The sequence below is a fragment of the Treponema vincentii genome, from assembly GCF_010365865.1.
GTDB lineage: Bacteria > Spirochaetota > Spirochaetia > Treponematales > Treponemataceae > Treponema.
This window is the reverse complement of the sequence record NZ_CP048020.1, coordinates 484,466-501,259: the sequence shown is the minus strand read 5'-3', so window position 1 is coordinate 501,259 and position 16,794 is coordinate 484,466. Positions and strand designations below refer to the sequence as shown.

The 16,794-nt window shown below is 43.4% G+C and carries 17 protein-coding genes and 1 tRNA gene; 6 read left to right on the top strand and 12 right to left on the bottom strand.

The genetic code is table 11. From position 1 onward, the window contains the following. Positions 1-18: 18 nt before the first annotated feature. The gene (locus tag GWP43_RS15350) at positions 19-420 is read left to right on the top strand and encodes a hypothetical protein (protein WP_330997090.1); all 402 of its coding nucleotides are present in this window, start codon (positions 19-21) and stop codon (positions 418-420) included. 57 nt (positions 421-477) lie between these two features. Here GWP43_RS15350 and nth read toward each other — a convergent pair whose 3' ends face one another. After that, positions 478-1,131 (bottom strand): endonuclease III, encoded by a 654-nt coding sequence (gene nth / locus GWP43_RS02305; protein WP_162662389.1) that lies wholly within the window; start codon positions 1,129-1,131, stop codon positions 478-480. A gap of 153 nt (positions 1,132-1,284) precedes the next feature. Here nth and GWP43_RS02300 point away from each other — a divergent pair, with 153 nt between their 5' ends. Then, the gene (locus tag GWP43_RS02300; protein WP_162662387.1) at positions 1,285-2,052 is read left to right on the top strand and encodes a DUF1295 domain-containing protein; all 768 of its coding nucleotides are present in this window, start codon (positions 1,285-1,287) and stop codon (positions 2,050-2,052) included. On the opposite strand, the gene GWP43_RS02295 is transcribed toward GWP43_RS02300, so the two are convergent. The 3 genes from GWP43_RS02295 to GWP43_RS02285 all read right to left on the bottom strand — a co-directional run bounded on the left by GWP43_RS02295 (position 2,033) and on the right by GWP43_RS02285 (position 5,137). After that, complete coding sequence (locus tag GWP43_RS02295; RefSeq protein ID WP_162662386.1) at positions 2,033-3,616, bottom strand: NAD-dependent epimerase/dehydratase family protein; 1,584 nt, start codon at positions 3,614-3,616, stop codon at positions 2,033-2,035. The genes GWP43_RS02300 and GWP43_RS02295 overlap by 20 nt on opposite strands. Beyond that, on the bottom strand, positions 3,613-4,956 hold the full coding sequence (locus GWP43_RS02290; RefSeq protein WP_162662384.1) for an MATE family efflux transporter: 1,344 nt from the start codon (positions 4,954-4,956) through the stop codon (positions 3,613-3,615). The genes GWP43_RS02295 and GWP43_RS02290 overlap by 4 nt, the downstream gene beginning before the upstream one ends. 107 nt (positions 4,957-5,063) lie before the next feature. Then, a tRNA-Arg gene (locus GWP43_RS02285) sits at positions 5,064-5,137 on the bottom strand. A gap of 111 nt (positions 5,138-5,248) precedes the next feature. Between GWP43_RS02285 and murC the strand changes: the two genes are divergently transcribed. The 4 genes from murC to GWP43_RS02265 all read left to right on the top strand — a co-directional run bounded on the left by murC (position 5,249) and on the right by GWP43_RS02265 (position 9,082). Next, positions 5,249-6,700 (top strand): UDP-N-acetylmuramate--L-alanine ligase, encoded by a 1,452-nt coding sequence (murC, locus tag GWP43_RS02280; protein WP_162662382.1) that lies wholly within the window; start codon positions 5,249-5,251, stop codon positions 6,698-6,700. Further along, positions 6,697-7,563 (top strand): YicC/YloC family endoribonuclease, encoded by an 867-nt coding sequence (locus GWP43_RS02275; protein WP_162662380.1) that lies wholly within the window; start codon positions 6,697-6,699, stop codon positions 7,561-7,563. Before murC ends, GWP43_RS02275 begins: the two co-directional genes overlap by 4 nt. 11 nt (positions 7,564-7,574) lie before the next feature. Then, complete coding sequence (gene cmk / locus GWP43_RS02270) at positions 7,575-8,150, top strand: (d)CMP kinase (protein ID WP_162664716.1); 576 nt, start codon at positions 7,575-7,577, stop codon at positions 8,148-8,150. Positions 8,151-8,248: 98 nt separating this feature from the next. Further along, positions 8,249-9,082 (top strand): HhH-GPD family protein, encoded by an 834-nt coding sequence (locus tag GWP43_RS02265; protein WP_162662378.1) that lies wholly within the window; start codon positions 8,249-8,251, stop codon positions 9,080-9,082. Positions 9,083-9,106: 24 nt separating this feature from the next. Here GWP43_RS02265 and GWP43_RS02260 read toward each other — a convergent pair whose 3' ends face one another. From GWP43_RS02260 to lysS, 8 genes are all read right to left on the bottom strand, one after another. After that, the gene (locus GWP43_RS02260; RefSeq protein WP_162662376.1) at positions 9,107-9,787 is read right to left on the bottom strand and encodes a hypothetical protein; all 681 of its coding nucleotides are present in this window, start codon (positions 9,785-9,787) and stop codon (positions 9,107-9,109) included. Further along, positions 9,762-10,121 (bottom strand): hypothetical protein, encoded by a 360-nt coding sequence (locus tag GWP43_RS02255; RefSeq protein WP_162662374.1) that lies wholly within the window; start codon positions 10,119-10,121, stop codon positions 9,762-9,764. The genes GWP43_RS02260 and GWP43_RS02255 overlap by 26 nt, the downstream gene beginning before the upstream one ends. 81 nt (positions 10,122-10,202) lie before the next feature. After that, positions 10,203-10,565, bottom strand: coding sequence for a hypothetical protein (locus tag GWP43_RS02250; RefSeq protein WP_230977935.1), 363 nt, complete (start codon positions 10,563-10,565; stop codon positions 10,203-10,205). A 110-nt stretch (positions 10,566-10,675) separates the two neighbouring features. Next, positions 10,676-11,359 carry a hypothetical protein gene (locus GWP43_RS02245; RefSeq protein WP_162662372.1) on the bottom strand — a complete coding sequence of 228 codons (684 nt, stop codon included), beginning with the start codon at positions 11,357-11,359 and terminating at the stop codon, positions 10,676-10,678. Positions 11,360-11,499: 140 nt separating this feature from the next. Then, entirely contained in the window at positions 11,500-12,852 is a 1,353-nt protein-coding gene (locus GWP43_RS02240; protein WP_230977934.1) for a sodium-dependent transporter, read from the bottom strand. Then, the gene (locus tag GWP43_RS02235) at positions 12,853-13,674 is read right to left on the bottom strand and encodes a tetratricopeptide repeat protein (protein ID WP_230977932.1); all 822 of its coding nucleotides are present in this window, start codon (positions 13,672-13,674) and stop codon (positions 12,853-12,855) included. It lies immediately after the preceding gene. A gap of 16 nt (positions 13,675-13,690) precedes the next feature. After that, entirely contained in the window at positions 13,691-14,773 is a 1,083-nt protein-coding gene (locus GWP43_RS02230) for a uracil phosphoribosyltransferase (RefSeq protein WP_414162723.1), read from the bottom strand. A gap of 363 nt (positions 14,774-15,136) precedes the next feature. Beyond that, entirely contained in the window at positions 15,137-16,738 is a 1,602-nt protein-coding gene (lysS, locus tag GWP43_RS02225; protein WP_162662367.1) for a lysine--tRNA ligase, read from the bottom strand. Positions 16,739-16,794 lie beyond the last annotated feature (56 nt).

Sequence of the window (16,794 nt, the reverse complement as noted above, 5' to 3'; positions counted from 1 at the left end):
CTTGTACATGGGTCTCCGTTGGAGCCTCTTACCGAATACCTGCAGGGAGGGCAAGAAACGGCAATATCGCTTCAATACTTATATGCCGAAAACTTTAAACTCTGCTTTTGCGGACATACCCATCAAGCTGCCTTCTACTACACCGATCGAGAAGACTACGGCGCATTATATCCTGAACCGGAACAAACGATTACGCTCGATAAGGATTGCTGCATCGTCAATCCTGGCAGCGTAGGCTTTCCGCGTGTATTCGATGCAGCGGAAAATAGAGCGGCGGAGCTTGCCGATAAAACGCATTTCCCTGCATATTTCGCACTGTGGGATACTACAGCCCGCACAATCACCTTTAAAGCGGCGTATTACGATGTCCGCCCTACCAATGAAAAAATAAAACAGCGGCTGGGGACGGCTCTATTGTAAGCAAGGCCGGAAATGCGAAGCAGATAGCCAATCTTCCTGCCGCCTTTTGTTACGGTTCTACTCCCCTACCCCGTTTTTTAAGCATATATCATTAAGATTACATCCGGCACAATCAGGATTTCGCGCTTTACAGACATATCTGCCGTGCAACAGTATCCAATGATGAGCGTCCAGCAAAAATTCTTCGGGTGTTATGCGCATCAAATCTTGTTCTACTTCCAGCGGAGTTGTCCCGTTAGACAGTCCGATACGGGGCGCCGTTCGTAGGATGTGTGTGTCGACCGCTATTGCGGGTTCACCGAACCCTACGTTCAACACAACATTCGCTGTTTTCCGGCCGACACCCGGAAGACTTTCCAATGCGGCTCGATCATGCGGTACCTCAGAATGATATTGGTCTATCAAAATTTTACTAAGCGCGATAATCCGCTTTGCCTTTGTCGGGTATAAGTTGATGGAATTGATATAACCCTTCAGTCCTTCTTCACCGAGCGCAACCATTTGTTCCGGCGTGTCGACTTTTTCCAAAAGAGGCGCAGTCGCTTTATTTACCCCGACATCGGTTGCCTGTGCCGAAAGCACCACGGCAACAAGCAGCGTATAGACATTTTTCCAATGCAGCTCGCTCCGCGGATCAGGGTTCTCTTGCCGCAGCCGCTCATACACAGTGTACACCGCATCGGCGGGAAGCAATCGTATCGTAGGATCCATAATCTCATTCAGCCTTTTTAAGTAAGCTACGAGTATTTATGCAGCCTGTCAACCCTTCATACCGGCGCTTGATTCGTGCGGAAAGTTGCATCCCCCAACACTCCGCATCAAAAGATAGTTGATTAAAAGAAGAAAAGCGATGATACTGTGGCAATGTTATATTCTGTATATTGTACTGTTGAAATTACAATGCTTGCGTTAGGGTTGATGTGTTTTATTGCCTTGTATTTTATCCCGGCAGGGTACGGGAAGCTGATCAATAAAAAATGGGGCTTCAGTTTTAACAATAAAGCTGCATGGATGCTGATGGAGTGTCCCACCCTTATCGTTATGATTTCTTTACTATCAATACTCGACTATGCACATAAACCGGTGCGGATAGTACTTGTGTCTTTTTTCCTTGCACACTACATTCAGCGCACGCTGATTTTCCCGATGCTACTCAAGGGAAACAGTAAAATGCCGCTTAGCATAGTATCAATGGGGATGCTCTTTAATATGGTCAATGCGTTTTTAATCGGTTTATGGATTTTTTATTTTTCTCCTGCGGAGATGTATAGCGTGCGCTGGTTTGCCGATCCCCGTTTTATCCTCGGCGCAATTTTATTTTGTGCCGGTATGTTTATCAATATACAATCCGATTCCTATATTCGTTCGCTGAGATTAAATGGAGACAGCAAGCACTACTATCCGTGTAAGGGAATGTACCGCTACGTTACCAGCGCAAACTACTTCGGTGAATTGGTGGAATGGCTCGGCTTCGCCGTTTTAACATGGTCATCCGCCGGTTTCCTGTTTTTATTTTGGACGGCTTGTAACTTAGTACCGCGGTCTCATGCCTTGTATAAAAAATATGCGCAAGACTTTCCCGACGAATTTGCCCGCTATAAACCGAAGCGTATCATCCCCTTTGTATATTAGAGGAACCTGCTTCGTAGGCGAATATATCGCGGGCATCCTCTGCCGAATACGATTCCGTTTCATCACTCGTGTGGTCGTCGTACCATACTTGCGCATAAAACGGAATGTGTTTTGCAAGCTCTCCGAAATTCCACGGCGGCACACTGCAGCATTCGGGACACCAATGGCCTGTTTTAAGCACCAAATACGGAGTCGCCGAAAAATGATGACCATTATGGCACTGCCATTGCAGCGGACGGTACATATCGCCGCGGGTCATCGTTGTACTGTTGCACTTGCCGCCCCTGAAAGCTGCTGCCTGCTGCATATCTTCAATATCAAGTTCATCCGGCTTCTTTGTTTCATCATAGCCGTGATTTAAAAGCATATTGTTTGCCGCAAGCAATGCTTCGTCTTTTAATGCCGCGTAATCTAACTCAGCACCGGTTTCAGGGTTTTGATTTTTGCACAATAACGGAAATTTTTCCCAGCTGCGAGGGATTGCATTATATGCATCCAGCGATCCGAAAAAGGCATCAACTCTTTTTTTCAGATTGTGCGTAACCCAAAAGACCGGAGCATTATTTGTTTTCAGCAGCGGCATAATCGAAAAACGCTGAACAAGACGCGGGAACGGTTTTCCCAATTTAAAATACCACAATTTTTTTTCAAGCTTTGAAAAAAACGCTTCAAACCCTTCATGTTGAAAATCAAGATAGCTGTTTAATATATGAGAATCAGCAAACCACATACAATGGAAATTGCGGCTTGCATTCCATTCGGGGCGGAAAATTTCCTCGGCACTCCGCCCCATCATTTTAAAACCGCGGTCAAGTGTTTCAAAACCGGTAACACGGGCATCTTTTCCATTGCCAATATTGTATACCTTTCTCCAAAAATCCGGCTTGAGTGTTCCGTTGGTATCTTTTTCGACCAGATTTTTCAAAAGCAGCCCGGAGGTACGCGCAGTTGCCCATTCTATCGGCGTATTCCAGCACGTATGAAACATCAACCCATCATTCATATTATGGAATAGCACTTCATCATATAAGATACCGCTTTGCCGAAGCGATACCCAGCATAAAGGCGATTCAATAACCGCACGCTCGGCCTTTACTTTGCTTGCCGCATACATATCAAATGCACTCGGCAAAAGCGGATCGCCGACTCGTCCCCACGGATGTTTGAATGTTCTGTTGCCGTATTCCGCAACGGTGCCTATGTAAACGAATTTTGTCTTTTCGATTTGCCTGCTTTCTACCACAGCATTCAGCAGGTTTTGAGTTCCAAGCCAATTCGTACGGAATGCAGCATCATGATTGTGGTCGGCTGCCGGAGGAATAATCGCTGCGCAGTGAAGCACATAGTCTGCATCTTTTACGCCGACAAGACAGTCTTCGCAGTTTTGTATATCACCGAACAACACTTCAATGTTTTCGTTTTTCTGAAGCTTTTTTGCCAGCTTTATATTCGCCTTTTTAGGTCGTAATAGAACACGACAACGGAATGCTCCCGTTTGAGCAATCTGTTTTAATGCTTCGGATCCCATCGTTCCGGACACACCGGTAATAAAAATAATTTTCATATATTTCTCCGCAATCGCAGATATGCAACAATAAATGCGACAGTAGTTAAACTCCAAGATGCAGGAAACGCCCACACGATTACTTCAATCGAAGGATACAGCGGTACGACACACCATATCCACAGTATTCGAAAAACACAGATTCCAAGTAGCGTAATAATCATCGGTTTAAATGTTTCGCCGATTCCGTACATTGCTGCAGACAAAGTCTCCGAAAATACGAATACCGTATAAAAGGGCGCAATCAAGTGCATCAGCCGCTCCATAGTGGTAAGAACACCGTAATCTTCGGCGCCGATAAAGAGCTTTCCCAACGGCACACACCAAAAATACAGGATTGCACTTAATATCCCGATGACCGTTACCCCTATCAATAACCCGGTACGGATCCCGGTATTTACCCTATCGTATTTTTTCGCCCCGTAGTTTTGTGCGACAAACGTAGAAACAGCGGTTGTCATTGCTTCAATCGAAATCCAAATCAGAAAATCCAATTTCCCGCATAACGCCCATGCAGCAATATGTTCCGTACCGGTACCGTTTATCCGCGCTTGAATGATCATATTAGCTATCGGGAAAAGTATTGATTGCAATCCTATCGGGATACCCAGTTTTGCAATAGCCGCAGCCGCAGAGCCATACAATTTCAGCTGTGAAATATGCAGCGGGCATAAGCTGCTTTTTTTTGAAAGAGTAACGAAAAGAATTACTGCGCTGCATAATTGTGCAAGCACGGTTGCGAAAGCTGCCCCGCCGATCCCCCACTTGAACACACCGATAAATACAATGTCGAGTATAACATTTATTCCGCTTGAAACCACCAACGCATAAAACGGCGTTTGTGCATTTCCCATTGCCCGTAAAATTCCTGCAGCAATATTATAAAAAAGCGAGATCAGCATATCGCCGAAGTATATCCGGACATAGAGCAATGTTGCATCAAAAATATCGGCGGGAACGTCCATCATTACCAGCAGCGCGGGAGATAATAACACTCCGGTAACCGATAAAAGCGCTCCGGTAATGAGCGTAAGCATCAGCGCCGTGTGTATTGTTTTTGACAGCTCGCCGTATTTTTTTGCCCCGTATAGCTGTGAAATTAAAATTGAGGAGCCTGCCGATAATCCGCTGAACAGATTAACCGGTAATTTTAACAAGCTGAAAACGGAATCGATTGCTGCAAGACCTTCTTTACCGGTAAAACGTCCGATAATCACCGCATCGGCTGTTGTATATAAATGCTGAAAAAAATTCCCCACCAAAATCGGTACGGTAAATATAATCAGTAATTTCCAGATAATTCCTTCCGTCAGGTCACTATTTCTTTGTCCGGCTATCATTTTATTTCCTTCAAAAAATATAATGGTCAACAGACCGGTTAAAATAGACCTAACAAGGCAGGCATGAAATACGGGAAACAACAAGAAGTTTAATATTATTAAAAGAATGAGACTAGGCGGATTCGAACCGCCGGCCTTCAGATCCGGAATCTGACGCTCTATCCAGCTGAGCTATAGTCCCAAAGGCTTTTTTATAGTACACAAGACGGTATTCGATGTCAAGCCCTTGTTAAAGCCTTGCTAAAATTTCTCCTTGTTTAAAACAGGCTTTTTCATTATTATGTGTCCATCTATGATTGTAACACGTTTACCTGAAAACCTTTCCGGCTATCATATACACATGATCGGTATTAAAGGAACCGGTATGGCAGCCTTGGCGGAACTGCTCGTTTCGCGGGGGGCAAAGCTGACCGGCAGCGATGTCAGCGATGAATTTTATACCGATGCGCTGCTGCGCAAGCTGCACATACCGGTCAGCAGTCCGTTTGACCCTTCAAATATTCCCGCTTCAACTCAGCTTATCATATATTCAACGGCGTATACGCCCGACAAAAATCCGGAGCTGCATGCCGCTGCGGAGCAAAATCTCCCGCGCATGAGCTATCCCGAAGCACTCGGCGCTTTTTCCGAGCACAGCTATTCGGCAGGTATTGCAGGCGTACACGGCAAAACAACGACTACCGGTATCGCAGGTACTCTTTTAAAGGACTTACATTTAAGCGCCTCCGTATTGGCGGGAAGCGCCGTGTCCAACTTCGGCGGCGGGTGTACGGTTATCAACGGTTCAAAGTATTTTGTGGCTGAAACGTGCGAATATAAACGCAACTTTTTAATTTTTCATCCTCAAAAAATCGTGCTTACCAGCATCGAAAGCGATCATCAGGACTACTATCCTAAATACGAAGACATATTAACCGCCTTTTTACAGTATATCGACCGCCTGCCCCAGTTCAACGAACTGATCTATTGCTCCGATGATGCGGGAGCGCGGGAGGCGGCAAAATTGACATTTTCTTCCCGTCCCGATCTTGTCTTAACGCCTTATGGAAAAACGGCACACGGCGATTACGGGATTAAAACCCTCGGCATCCAAAACGGGCAGTCGGTTTTTTCTCTGCGCGGCTTCGGCGGAGAATTCCGCATTGGTATTCCGGGAGAGCACAGCGTCCTCAATGCCGCCGCCGCTATCGCGCTGGTAATCGGACTTATCAAGCAGGAGCGAAAAGAGGTTACCGCCGCCGATCTCACCACGATCAGAAACAGCCTCGCTTCGTTTAAGGGGGCAAAACGGCGCAGTGAAATTTTGGGCGAAGTCAACGGCATCCTCTTCATGGACGATTACGGACACCATCCGACCGCAATTTATAAAACGCTCAAAGGTATACATGACTTTTATCCTAAACGTCGGATTATCGCGGATTTTATGTCGCATACCTATTCGCGTACCGCAGCGCTGCTTCCCGAATTTGCCGACGCCTTTTCCTACGCCGATACGGTTATCCTGCATAAGATATATGCTTCGGCACGGGAAAAATACAACGGATCGATAAACGGCAAAACTTTGTTCGACCAAATGAAAAAGCGGCGCAAACGGGTTTATTACTTTGAAGAGATTATGGACGCAAAGGACTTTGTAGAACATGAACTGCGTTCAGGCGACTTATTTATCACCGTTGGAGCAGGCGATAATTGGAAACTCGGCCGCGCCGTTTATAACGACTTACTCGAAAAGGCGCGCGTATGAAGAGCATGACAAGCTATGCCTACCTTGACGGCATTGTGAACGGTACCGACATTTCCTGCGAACTGAAAAGCTATAACTCTCGATTTTTGGATCTCAACATCAATATTCCGTCTACGATGACTCAGCTCGAACCGTTTTTGCGTAAGTATTTTTCCAAGCGTATTATACGAGGTAAAGTCGATTTTTATCTCCGCTTAAAAAAATTACACAATGAGCAGCCCATTCTACCCAATATTACCCTTGCACAAGCGTACTATAAATCCATCGCCGATATCGCTCATGCGCTCGGAATGGAAAATCAAATCACGCTCGACCTGATTTTACGGCAAGAGGGAGTGCTGCAAATCGATAAAAATTTTGATAAGGAGCTTTGGCAACACGCTCTTATTCCTCTCCTCGATGAGTTGACTGAAAAATTCAACACGTGCAGGATTGAAGAAGGTAAGGCATTATCCGCAGACATACGGAAAATGCTTGCCGTACTTTCCAACTCGGTTGCGGAGATTGAGCGGCACGCTGCAAGGATGGAAGAACTTTTTTCTACGATGTTGAAAAAGAAATTTTCCGAATTGATGGAGCGTGAACCGGATCCGCAGCGTGTTATGCAGGAAGTCGCGGCGTTGCTTGTTAAGTATACAATCAATGAAGAAATTATACGGGCAAAAGCGCATATTGCCGCTTTAGAAAAAGAAATTACGGAAAACGAAGCTCCCGGTCGAAGAATTGATTTTTTATGTCAGGAAATCAATCGGGAGATTAACACCATCGGCTCCAAAAATCAGCTGACGGAAATCGGACAAGCGGTAATCTCCGCTAAGGATGCTCTGGAAAATATCCGCGAGCAGGCTCATAATATCGAATGAGGGATACACTGATGAAAAACGACTATGCTATTCCTGCAAAAAAAGAGCTGCGCATTGCGATCTCAGGCGCTTCCGGCTGCGGCAACACAACGGTCTCTACCTTGCTGGCCGATACGTTGGGTATTCCGTGCATCAATTACACCTTTAGAAGTCTCGCAAAAGAATTGGATATGCCGTTAAAGCAAGTCATTGAACAAGCAAAGACCGATTTCAGTTTTGACCGTATTGTCGATAACCGCCAAGTTGAACAGGCGCTGAAATCATCGTGTGTACTCGGTTCCCGCCTTGCGATTTGGATGCTGAAAGAGGCGGATTTAAAAGTGTACCTTTATGCCTCTGAAGAAGTACGCGCGGAACGTATCTTTCAACGGGAGGGGGGGAGCCTTGAGCATATCAAAGAGTTTACCGCGATGCGGGACAGCGACGACACCCGCCGGTACAAAGAGCTGTATAATATCGACAATACCGATTATGCCTTTGCCGATATGCTGATCGATACGGAACGGTACACTCCCGATCTCATTGTAGGGCTTATCATAGACGAACTTTTACGGCGTTCGCTCATTGTTCCGAAAGCAGATGCATAACAAAAGCATATCATAAACTGAACATTAGTGTGCAAGATGAATGGATATCAATTCTATAGCCGTAAGTTTATGCACATTATCCATACAATAGAAAACCTATGAATACTTTTGAATCCGTACACACCCCCGATTACACCGATTTTCAAAAAGCGATTTTAGATTACTATGCTGTACACGGGCGGTCTTTTCCGTGGCGCACAACGAACGATCCGTACTCCATCCTTGTGTCCGAATTTATGCTGCAGCAAACGCAGACCGAGCGAGTGGTGGAAAAATACAACCGCTGGTTGGAAGTGTTCCCCACGGTGCAAGACCTTGCGGCAGCCTCCCTCGTGCAGGTGCTTGAGCAGTGGGTAGGCTTGGGATATAACCGCCGCGCGCGTTTTTTACATCAGTGCGCTCAAACCATTGTAAGCGAATACGGCGGAGTTGTTCCCGATGCTCCTGAAACGCTTCAAACACTTTCAGGTATCGGCCCCTACACGGCTGCCGCGATTTCTACATTCGCCTACAATAAAGCCAACGCATTTATCGAAACAAATATCCGCGCGGTGTTTATCTTTTTCTTTTTTAAAGACAGAACCGATATCAGCGATAAAGAACTATTTCCACATATCGAAGCTTCATTGTATAAAGAAAACCCGCGGCTTTGGTATTACGCGCTGATGGATTACGGGGCGGAATTAAAAAAGAAGACCGTTAATCCGAACAGAAAAAGTAGGCATTATACCAAACAGTCCAAGTTTGAAGGTTCGGTACGGCAAGCGCGCGGCGCAGTAATCAGAACTCTTACGGCGCACAATAACCAAGAATATGCAGAGCTGTACGGCAATACTCAGACGGAAAAGCTCCTCTTCGATAAAGCGCTCGAAGGTCTCATCCGCGAAGGTTTTGTTGCAGAAGAGGACGGGTTCTATTCCATTAAGCAGTAAGGGGATTGTTTTTTTATGTTACTATCAACCAATTACTATTAATGGGCGTTCCTGACTCATTGCTTTTTGCTCCAAGACACCTACTATTCTTTTGATTATATTTTTAAAATATTCAGCCCATTCTTTTATATTCTTTTCTTCAATATATCTAAGCCAAATATCTGTATCATTATTATATACATCTCTTATGGGTTCGTAATTTTTCATAAACCATTTTTTAATATCATCAGACATATTTAGCAATGAATAATTTGAAGGGGGCTTTTTCATATTTTTTCTTATTTCATTTTCTTTTTTTGTAATGTATTTTAATTCTTCTTGTGTTAAATAATGACTTATTCTATGCCTCTCAATAGCCTCAGAGCCTATTCCATCTGTCTCACTTAGCTGAAATTCGATGGTAAATTTTGATCCTGTATAAAAATTAAAAGCACTTTGAGAACATTGAAACCAAAATATTACATAGAATTTATTTATTTGCTTATAAAACCCAAGCATTCCACCTTTAGTTTTTTTATATCCTAATGCTTTAAAATCTTCCTTAATTATTAGATTTATAATTTTATATACTTCAGTTGATTTCATTTTTTCTCCTGCATTAAAGGTGCCGTTCAACATTCGTTTAATCTGCATTTGCGGCTTGTCTGAAATATCAGTATTGAAGTAAGTGTTAGAAGTTTTATCCTTCTCCTTTTCTAATGCCAAACGCAATCATTCCGATAAAGAACCATAACGCTACTGATAATATATTAATGATAATAAATGGCAGTAACTTCTTTTTCTTAACTGAAAACCCGATTGGAATTATTGTACCTAAAATGATAATAATACTCATAAAATTATCAAGTAAACTATGCTTTGAAAGAATAAATAATGGAACACCAAGTAAAATTATTAAATAGTCCTCTTGTAACATTTCGATGTATGTAATTGATCCATCAGATATTTTGTAAATACATAATGATAATACAAATAAGAATAAGAAAATAAAGAAATAAATGCTAATAATACTAACTTTATTTTGTGTTAATTTATTCATTTGTCTGTTCCAGTTCTATAATCTGATTTGAAATAAGTAAAGTCATATTCTTTCCATTTTTTCAAAGCTACGTTTCTATTATTAGAATACCTCAAGTAGCATAAAGTCACGTATTACTACTCCCTTAGTAAGTTTGACTTGCTTTCTATAACCAAAACTGTACTTTTCAAAATAATCAAAGTTCTTTTCAAAATAGTTTAATAAAGATTCCGGTTTTGAATATTTTAAAGAAAGAACTGTATGGATAGGAAAAAAAAGAAGAAAAATTATAAAAAAAATTGAAACAATACCATAAATACCAAATCTATTATTTTTCTTTTTAGAAACAGCGTTCTTATTTGAGATTTTATTTTTAAGTTCTATAATACCAAAAATTATTCCGATTCCAGGAAGAATGAATACGAAAAAGTAAAATGATATTAGTAAAAAACCATTAAAAACCATTTTTTATTCTCCAAGCATTCCAGAGGGGTATCCGGGTAACAGGCAGTTAAGCTGGCAAACGGACTTATCCCGCTTGCCAGCGTTGAAGCAGGTGTTAGATCGCTCGTCGATTACTTAACTATGCTTAATTCAAAAGTATCATATTCTATAGTTCTAGGGAAACTAGTAATTGTTAGAACTGGTTTTGATTTACTAAAATCAACTTTTTTATATTGTGTAATAAATTGAATATCTCCCGAGACAAAATCATTATTACTATTTTTCAATATTTTAATCATTCCAATAGGCAACTCATTTGTCACTATTTCATTATCATTTTTTACTAAACTAATATTCAGCACAATAGTATATGTTTTATCATTGACCAGTAAAATATTAAAAGGTATGCGGTTTAGATCGAGTTTGCCTACAAGTATATTTTTAACAGTACCTTTTTTGGGTAATAAAATTAATTCATTCGATTGAGCAATGTGTGCATTATTCATATTATTACTTTGGTAATTCTCAACAAAATATAAACTTACATCTGTTACTATTTCATCATAATCACCCTTGTTATCGCAAACTAAAGCAAATTGAATATTATCCTCGTTAATATCTACTTTTGGAACAGCAATGCTCACATTATGCTGTAATGGTTTAATTTTAGAATAAAGATTAAAAGCTGCAATAATTATACTTAATATACAACCAATAAACCCCATCCATTGTGATATTCTGTCAAATTTGTTTTTTTTCACTACCCATTTTTTTCCTTTTTTTTCATTATTGTCACCTATAATTTTGTCAACCACATAACACCCCTTAGACCTTTCCTCATAATATCATAGAAACTACACGCTTTCAATCTAAACTATACCTCGCCAAACAGCCTCATCTTTCTATCATAGCATTCGCCGGAACACATCATCAACAGCCGGATTATGCCTATGCTCTAGAATCCTTCGCCGCGCACCAATGCAACAACGCACAAAAACAGCGCGAAGAGTGTGTACACGTATTTACCAAGGTAGTACCAGCCGTTGCCGTAGCATTTCTTTGCTCCGGTGTTGATTTCATCCAAAAGCTCATCTTTTTTCATTACCCAGAACCACGAAACGGCGCCGAGCACTGCACCGATCGGTATAATATATGTGGAGACCAAATCCATCCATGCGCCCCAGCCGCCGAGAATTGCGCCCTTGGTTTCTGCGATGGGTTCCATAAATACACCGATGCCGAAGGTGATGACGCCAAGAACGGTAATCACCGCGGTGCGTTTTAAGCCTTTAAACGTGTGCATCAGCGATTCGGCGACCACTTCAAGCATATTTTGCAAGGATGAAATTCCTCCGAACACGACGACAAGGTACAGGATGATACCGAATATTCTGCCGCCGGGCATTTTTTGAAGAATGGAAGGAAGGACAACGAATAGCAAACCGGGACCGCCTGCGGGATCCATCCGATAAGCAAAGCACGCGGGGATCATCACAAGGGCTGCAACAACCGCCGCGATGGTATCAAACAGTGCGGTATTTTTTGCTCCCGCTACACAGTCATGATCTTTACTTAAATAAGCGCCGTAGACAATCATTCCCGAGCCGGTAATAGATAATGAGAAAAAGGCCTGCCCCATCGCGGTTATCCACACGGACGGATTTTTTAAATGATTCCAATCGGGGGTAAATAAAAACGTATACCCTGCAAAAGCGCCGGGCAAAAATGCCATACGAACTGCCAATGCCGCAAACAATATGAAAAAAAGCGGCATCATTATTTTATTTGTTTTTTCGATTGTATGTGCACCGAGCACAATGGTCAGCAGCGTTACAATAATAATAACCGCGTGATAGGGCACAACGCTGAACTGCTGAAAGGCAAAGGATTCAAACCACTGTCCGGGTTCTACCGTCATAATACTGCCCAATACGGACTGCGTAAAAGCCTTGAGTACATACGCGATGATAACGGCATACCCGATGGCGATTGTAATTGAACCCGCCAAAGGCAGCCATCCGACTATCTTACCGATGCCCTCAAGGTCTTTGCGGCCGTGCTTCCATGCATAGGCATAGGAGCCGAGCGTCCCCGTACCGCTGCGGCGGCCGATTGCGTATTCTGCGGAAAGCCCGACATATCCGAAAAGAATAACAAATAAAATATAGATGAGCAAAAAGGCGCCGCCGCCGTTGCTTCCAAGTTTGTAGGGGAAGCCCCACACATTTGCCATACCGACAGCCGAACCGACGCAGGCGAGAATAAACCCTATATTGCTGACAAACCTGTTATGCTTTTTTCTTATCATCTACCTTTCATCTACCTTCGCCTTTTCAAAATTAGTACTCGGTTCAGCCTTGGAATTGGAGGCGGCTTTTCCCAATCGGTTTTCGGTACCGCCCTTATTCCGCTCTTCTTTATCCTGCTTTTCTTGCGTTTTACCGTCTTTATTCAGCTCTTCCTGATGCTGCGGTTCTTTTTTCTGTTTTTCCGGCTCTTCCTGCGCTTTCTTGATATTTTCTTCCAGTTCGGCAAAGGCTTTATTTTCGCTACTTTCGGTAAATCGAGTTTTCATCTCCTCAATAAAAGAAAGCGCTTGGTCGTACCGTTTGGAAAGAATCAGTATACGGGCATAATTGAGCACCGCTTCGGGGTTTTCCGAATCCTCATCGTACAATTTTTTATACATTTCACAGGCGCGCGCTTCGTCGCCGGTTGCTGCAAGGCTGTAGGCATACGCCTTTGCAATCAACACATTACCGGGCGCTTCTTTGTATTGCCGTTCAAAAATATTCTTTGCCTTTTCCCAATCGCCTTGCAGCCCATACACTCGTGCCAAATTATACTCCGCCGCATTTTTATGCGCAGGATCTTTTGCCGCCTTTAGGTAAAATTCCGCCGCTTTGTCGTACTTGGATATCTCGGTATAGGCTTGAGCAATTTCAAAATAGGCTTTTGCCGTCTCGGAATCAACACTACCCTTTGCAAACAGACCGGCAGCGGTTATAAAAAAAAGGAGAACAAACAGTATGCTGTTTTTCGGTACCCGATCGACAATATTGTAGACGTCCTCAGCGGAGTTAACAGCTGTAATCCGTTGAACCACCGCTCCCGTCGTCAATTGAACCACTCTCTCATCGATACGCTTATTTATTTTGAAGCACCACATTCTCAATCGCTCTCAACTGATGACGATACAAACCTGCAATAGTCGCGCCGTAATCCGCAATAAGCTGAATCATATTCCGCGGATGTTCAGCTTCATCAATCCCGTTGATCCTATCGCCCGCATCTCCCAGCCCGGGAAGAATATACGCGGCGGAGTTCAGTGCAGGATCCATCCACAGTGTATACACCGTACAGTTCTTTAAAGCGCGGGCGGCACACAAAGCTCCCTTGAGCGATGAGATAACATGGAAGCAGCTGATCGATTTCGGTTTCACTCCCTGCCGTTCAAGGTATTTGACAACAGTAATCAAACTGCCGCCGGTTGCATTCATCGGATCTGCAAAGATCAGGTCTTTCCCGTTCAAGTCTTCTAAATTGAAATACGACATATCCAAATTGAGTACGTACTGCATATCGTCAACTTTTTTTGTATCATCCCGTTTAATCTTAAACAGTGCGAACGGGGTTACATAGCCGTGTGAGGAATATTCTTCAATCTCCTTGGACATAATCATCGACGGAAGGAGTGCACCGCGCAGCATAACACACATGACGGTATTTTCTATCTTATGATCGATGTCGCAGATTTTATGTACGGCATAGTTCTGTACGGGAACGGTAACCGGCGTTTTGGAAATAAGGTAGTTTTTGCTGTCTTCGTGGCTTCCGCTATACGCAAGTTTGAACAGCATTTCAAAGGCGCGCTGAGTATAATAGATGAATTCGTTATGACCGGTTTCGCTGCTGCGCAGTTTCGCCATAACGCGAGAGGCTTCCGCATGGCTTGCAAAATCAGTAATGAATGAATACACCTTGAGCTGAGGCACTTCTTTACAGATTTCCTGCAAAATCTTTCCCATTTTATCATATAATGCGATAATCTCAGTTTCAGCCGCATCTTTTTCTTTTATATCCGCGGCAGTATCGAGCCGTGTAAATTGTTGCATTGTCAGATTATACAATTCATCTAATTTTTTGAGATATGCATTATCCTTCGACGTCAAATAGCCTTGAAGCGATTCCGCTTCCATAATAACTTGTTTCATATCAAACTCCTCTATTAAATTAAATACATAAACGCGGTCGGCTTTTTAAAGCATCCGAGAACCTCTAAAAAACTTCAGTTTTTTAGAGGTTTTCCTTAAACTTTTTGCGATGTATTTTTATAAATTATTACAGTATAACAATTTATAAAAATACTCGTCGGGCATCTCTAAAAATCTAACCGAGTTTTTAGAGATGCCCATCCGTGTTCACAAAAAAAAACGCCCTTAAAAAAGAGCGTTTAAAAAATTCAATAATAACATAACAACCGGCTGCAAAGGATGAAGCGGCAAAAAATGGGATACCTCTTGCCTGTCTTTTAAAGTAGAATGTACATTCAAAACCGCATTACAACCTTGTGCCATCATTTGCGCAGTATTCTAATAAAATGAAAGCAATTGTGCAAGCCGTTCCTTTCCGATTATCTTCATAAAACCTGCAAGGCGCGGTCCTTGGTCTTTCCCAATCAACACCTGATAGACGGCGGTAAACAGCGCTTTCGGTTCGATTTCGCATGCATGAGCTACATCATACAGCGCAGTTGAAAAAGCTTTTTCATCAAGCGCGTCCATCTGCGGTAACAGCTCATCGCGAATTTTGCAGAGTGCAGCGGTTTTGGATGTAGAAAGTTCCGCCTTGCCGCCGTCGGTACGTAGTGCAAACCGGAAGTCTTCCGGCGCACATTCGGTAATCCAATACCATGCGCACTTCGCCCGTGCTTCAAAACGCTCCCGCTGTTCTTCCTTCATATCCGGCAAAAGCTTCATGACCGCCGCGATGTCTCCGGCGTTAATTTGTAAAAGATTACAGAGGTGTCTGAACGGAATTTGATAGGCTATGCACGGCGGCATCCCTTCAACCTGCGAAAGTTCATAGATGCGGCGTTCTTTCGCATACACCTCATCGTTTTTAGCCTTATCGACACCCCATACGATACGCTCGGTTTTATCGTAGTCCTCATAGGTTTTGATAACGTCCAAGTCGAAGCTGATGGAAAACTCCGTGTTCGGCCTCGTTCCGGCAAACAAGTACCGCGCAATTTCAGGCTGATACACGTTCAAGACATCGGACAGACTGATGACCTTTCCCTTTGACGAGGACATTTTACCCGGCAAGCCTTTAATGCCGATAAAATCGTAGCGAAAGCTGACCGGAGCAGGCCAATCATATACTTCATCCGCGACAAGCCGCGCCGTGTCGAAAGAACCGCCTTGGCTGTGATGGTCTTTTCCGGCAGGTTCAAAAACCGTTTTTTCAAACTGCCAGCGCATCGGCCAGTCAACCCTCCAGCCGAGTTTTAATTCCTTTGAGGTGCGTAAGTCGGCCTTTTCCTGATGACCGCAGCTTGTGCAGCGGTATTCCAATCCGTATTCGCCGTCGTAAGAAACGATCTCGGTAGTGTCTTTATTGCAGTTGCAGCAAAAAGCCGCGACAGGCCAATATTCTTCCGTTGCAGGAATTTTATGCTCATCATCGCGGTAGCGGTTTAAACAGTCTTTTATTTTGTCGCGGTTCTGCAGCGCTTTTTTCATCCCTTCGGCATACATGCCGCTGCGATACCGTTCAGCCTGATATAAAAATTCGGGATGAATACCGACTCTCGGCAGCACCTGCTCTACATCTACTTCGTGATGACGCGCGTAAGACGTGTCGCGGCCGGTTGTGTCGGGTACCATTGTGATGGGATACCGCAGATAGTTTTGCAGCGTTTCTTTTCCCGGCATATTTTCAGGCACTTTGCGGAACACATCGTAATCATCCCACGAATAAATAAAGCGTACCTTTTTGCCGCGGTCGCGTAACGCACGTACAACTAAATCAACCGAGATAATTTCCCGGAAGTTGCCGATGTGAACGGTTCCCGACGGCGTAATTCCCGAGGCGCACGTATAAGATTCCAAATCGCCGCGCTCGCGTATAATCTTCTCCGCGGTTTGATCCGCCCAATGTACTAATTTCTGATTGTTTTGTTCTTTACTCATATCATCCCTGTTTTGAACTCAAACGCCCCTGTCAATTAGGCTCGAAAGGTTGTGTT

Excerpts from the sequence above, each read along its gene's own strand:
- nth (WP_162662389.1), bottom strand. The coding sequence starts at position 1,131 with ATGGATCCTACGATACGATTGCTTCCCGCCGATGCGGTGTACACTGTG.
- GWP43_RS02300 (WP_162662387.1), top strand. The coding sequence starts at position 1,285 with ATGTTATATTCTGTATATTGTACTGTTGAAATTACAATGCTTGCGTTA.
- GWP43_RS02295 (WP_162662386.1), bottom strand. The coding sequence starts at position 3,616 with ATGAAAATTATTTTTATTACCGGTGTGTCCGGAACGATGGGATCCGAA.
- GWP43_RS02290 (WP_162662384.1), bottom strand. The coding sequence starts at position 4,956 with ATGATAGCCGGACAAAGAAATAGTGACCTGACGGAAGGAATTATCTGG.
- murC (WP_162662382.1), top strand. The coding sequence starts at position 5,249 with ATGATTGTAACACGTTTACCTGAAAACCTTTCCGGCTATCATATACAC.
- GWP43_RS02275 (WP_162662380.1), top strand. The coding sequence starts at position 6,697 with ATGAAGAGCATGACAAGCTATGCCTACCTTGACGGCATTGTGAACGGT.
- cmk (WP_162664716.1), top strand. The coding sequence starts at position 7,575 with ATGAAAAACGACTATGCTATTCCTGCAAAAAAAGAGCTGCGCATTGCG.
- GWP43_RS02265 (WP_162662378.1), top strand. The coding sequence starts at position 8,249 with ATGAATACTTTTGAATCCGTACACACCCCCGATTACACCGATTTTCAA.
- GWP43_RS02255 (WP_162662374.1), bottom strand. The coding sequence starts at position 10,121 with ATGAATAAATTAACACAAAATAAAGTTAGTATTATTAGCATTTATTTC.
- GWP43_RS02250 (WP_230977935.1), bottom strand. The coding sequence starts at position 10,565 with ATGGTTTTTAATGGTTTTTTACTAATATCATTTTACTTTTTCGTATTC.
- GWP43_RS02240 (WP_230977934.1), bottom strand. The coding sequence starts at position 12,852 with ATGATAAGAAAAAAGCATAACAGGTTTGTCAGCAATATAGGGTTTATT.
- lysS (WP_162662367.1), bottom strand. The coding sequence starts at position 16,738 with ATGAGTAAAGAACAAAACAATCAGAAATTAGTACATTGGGCGGATCAA.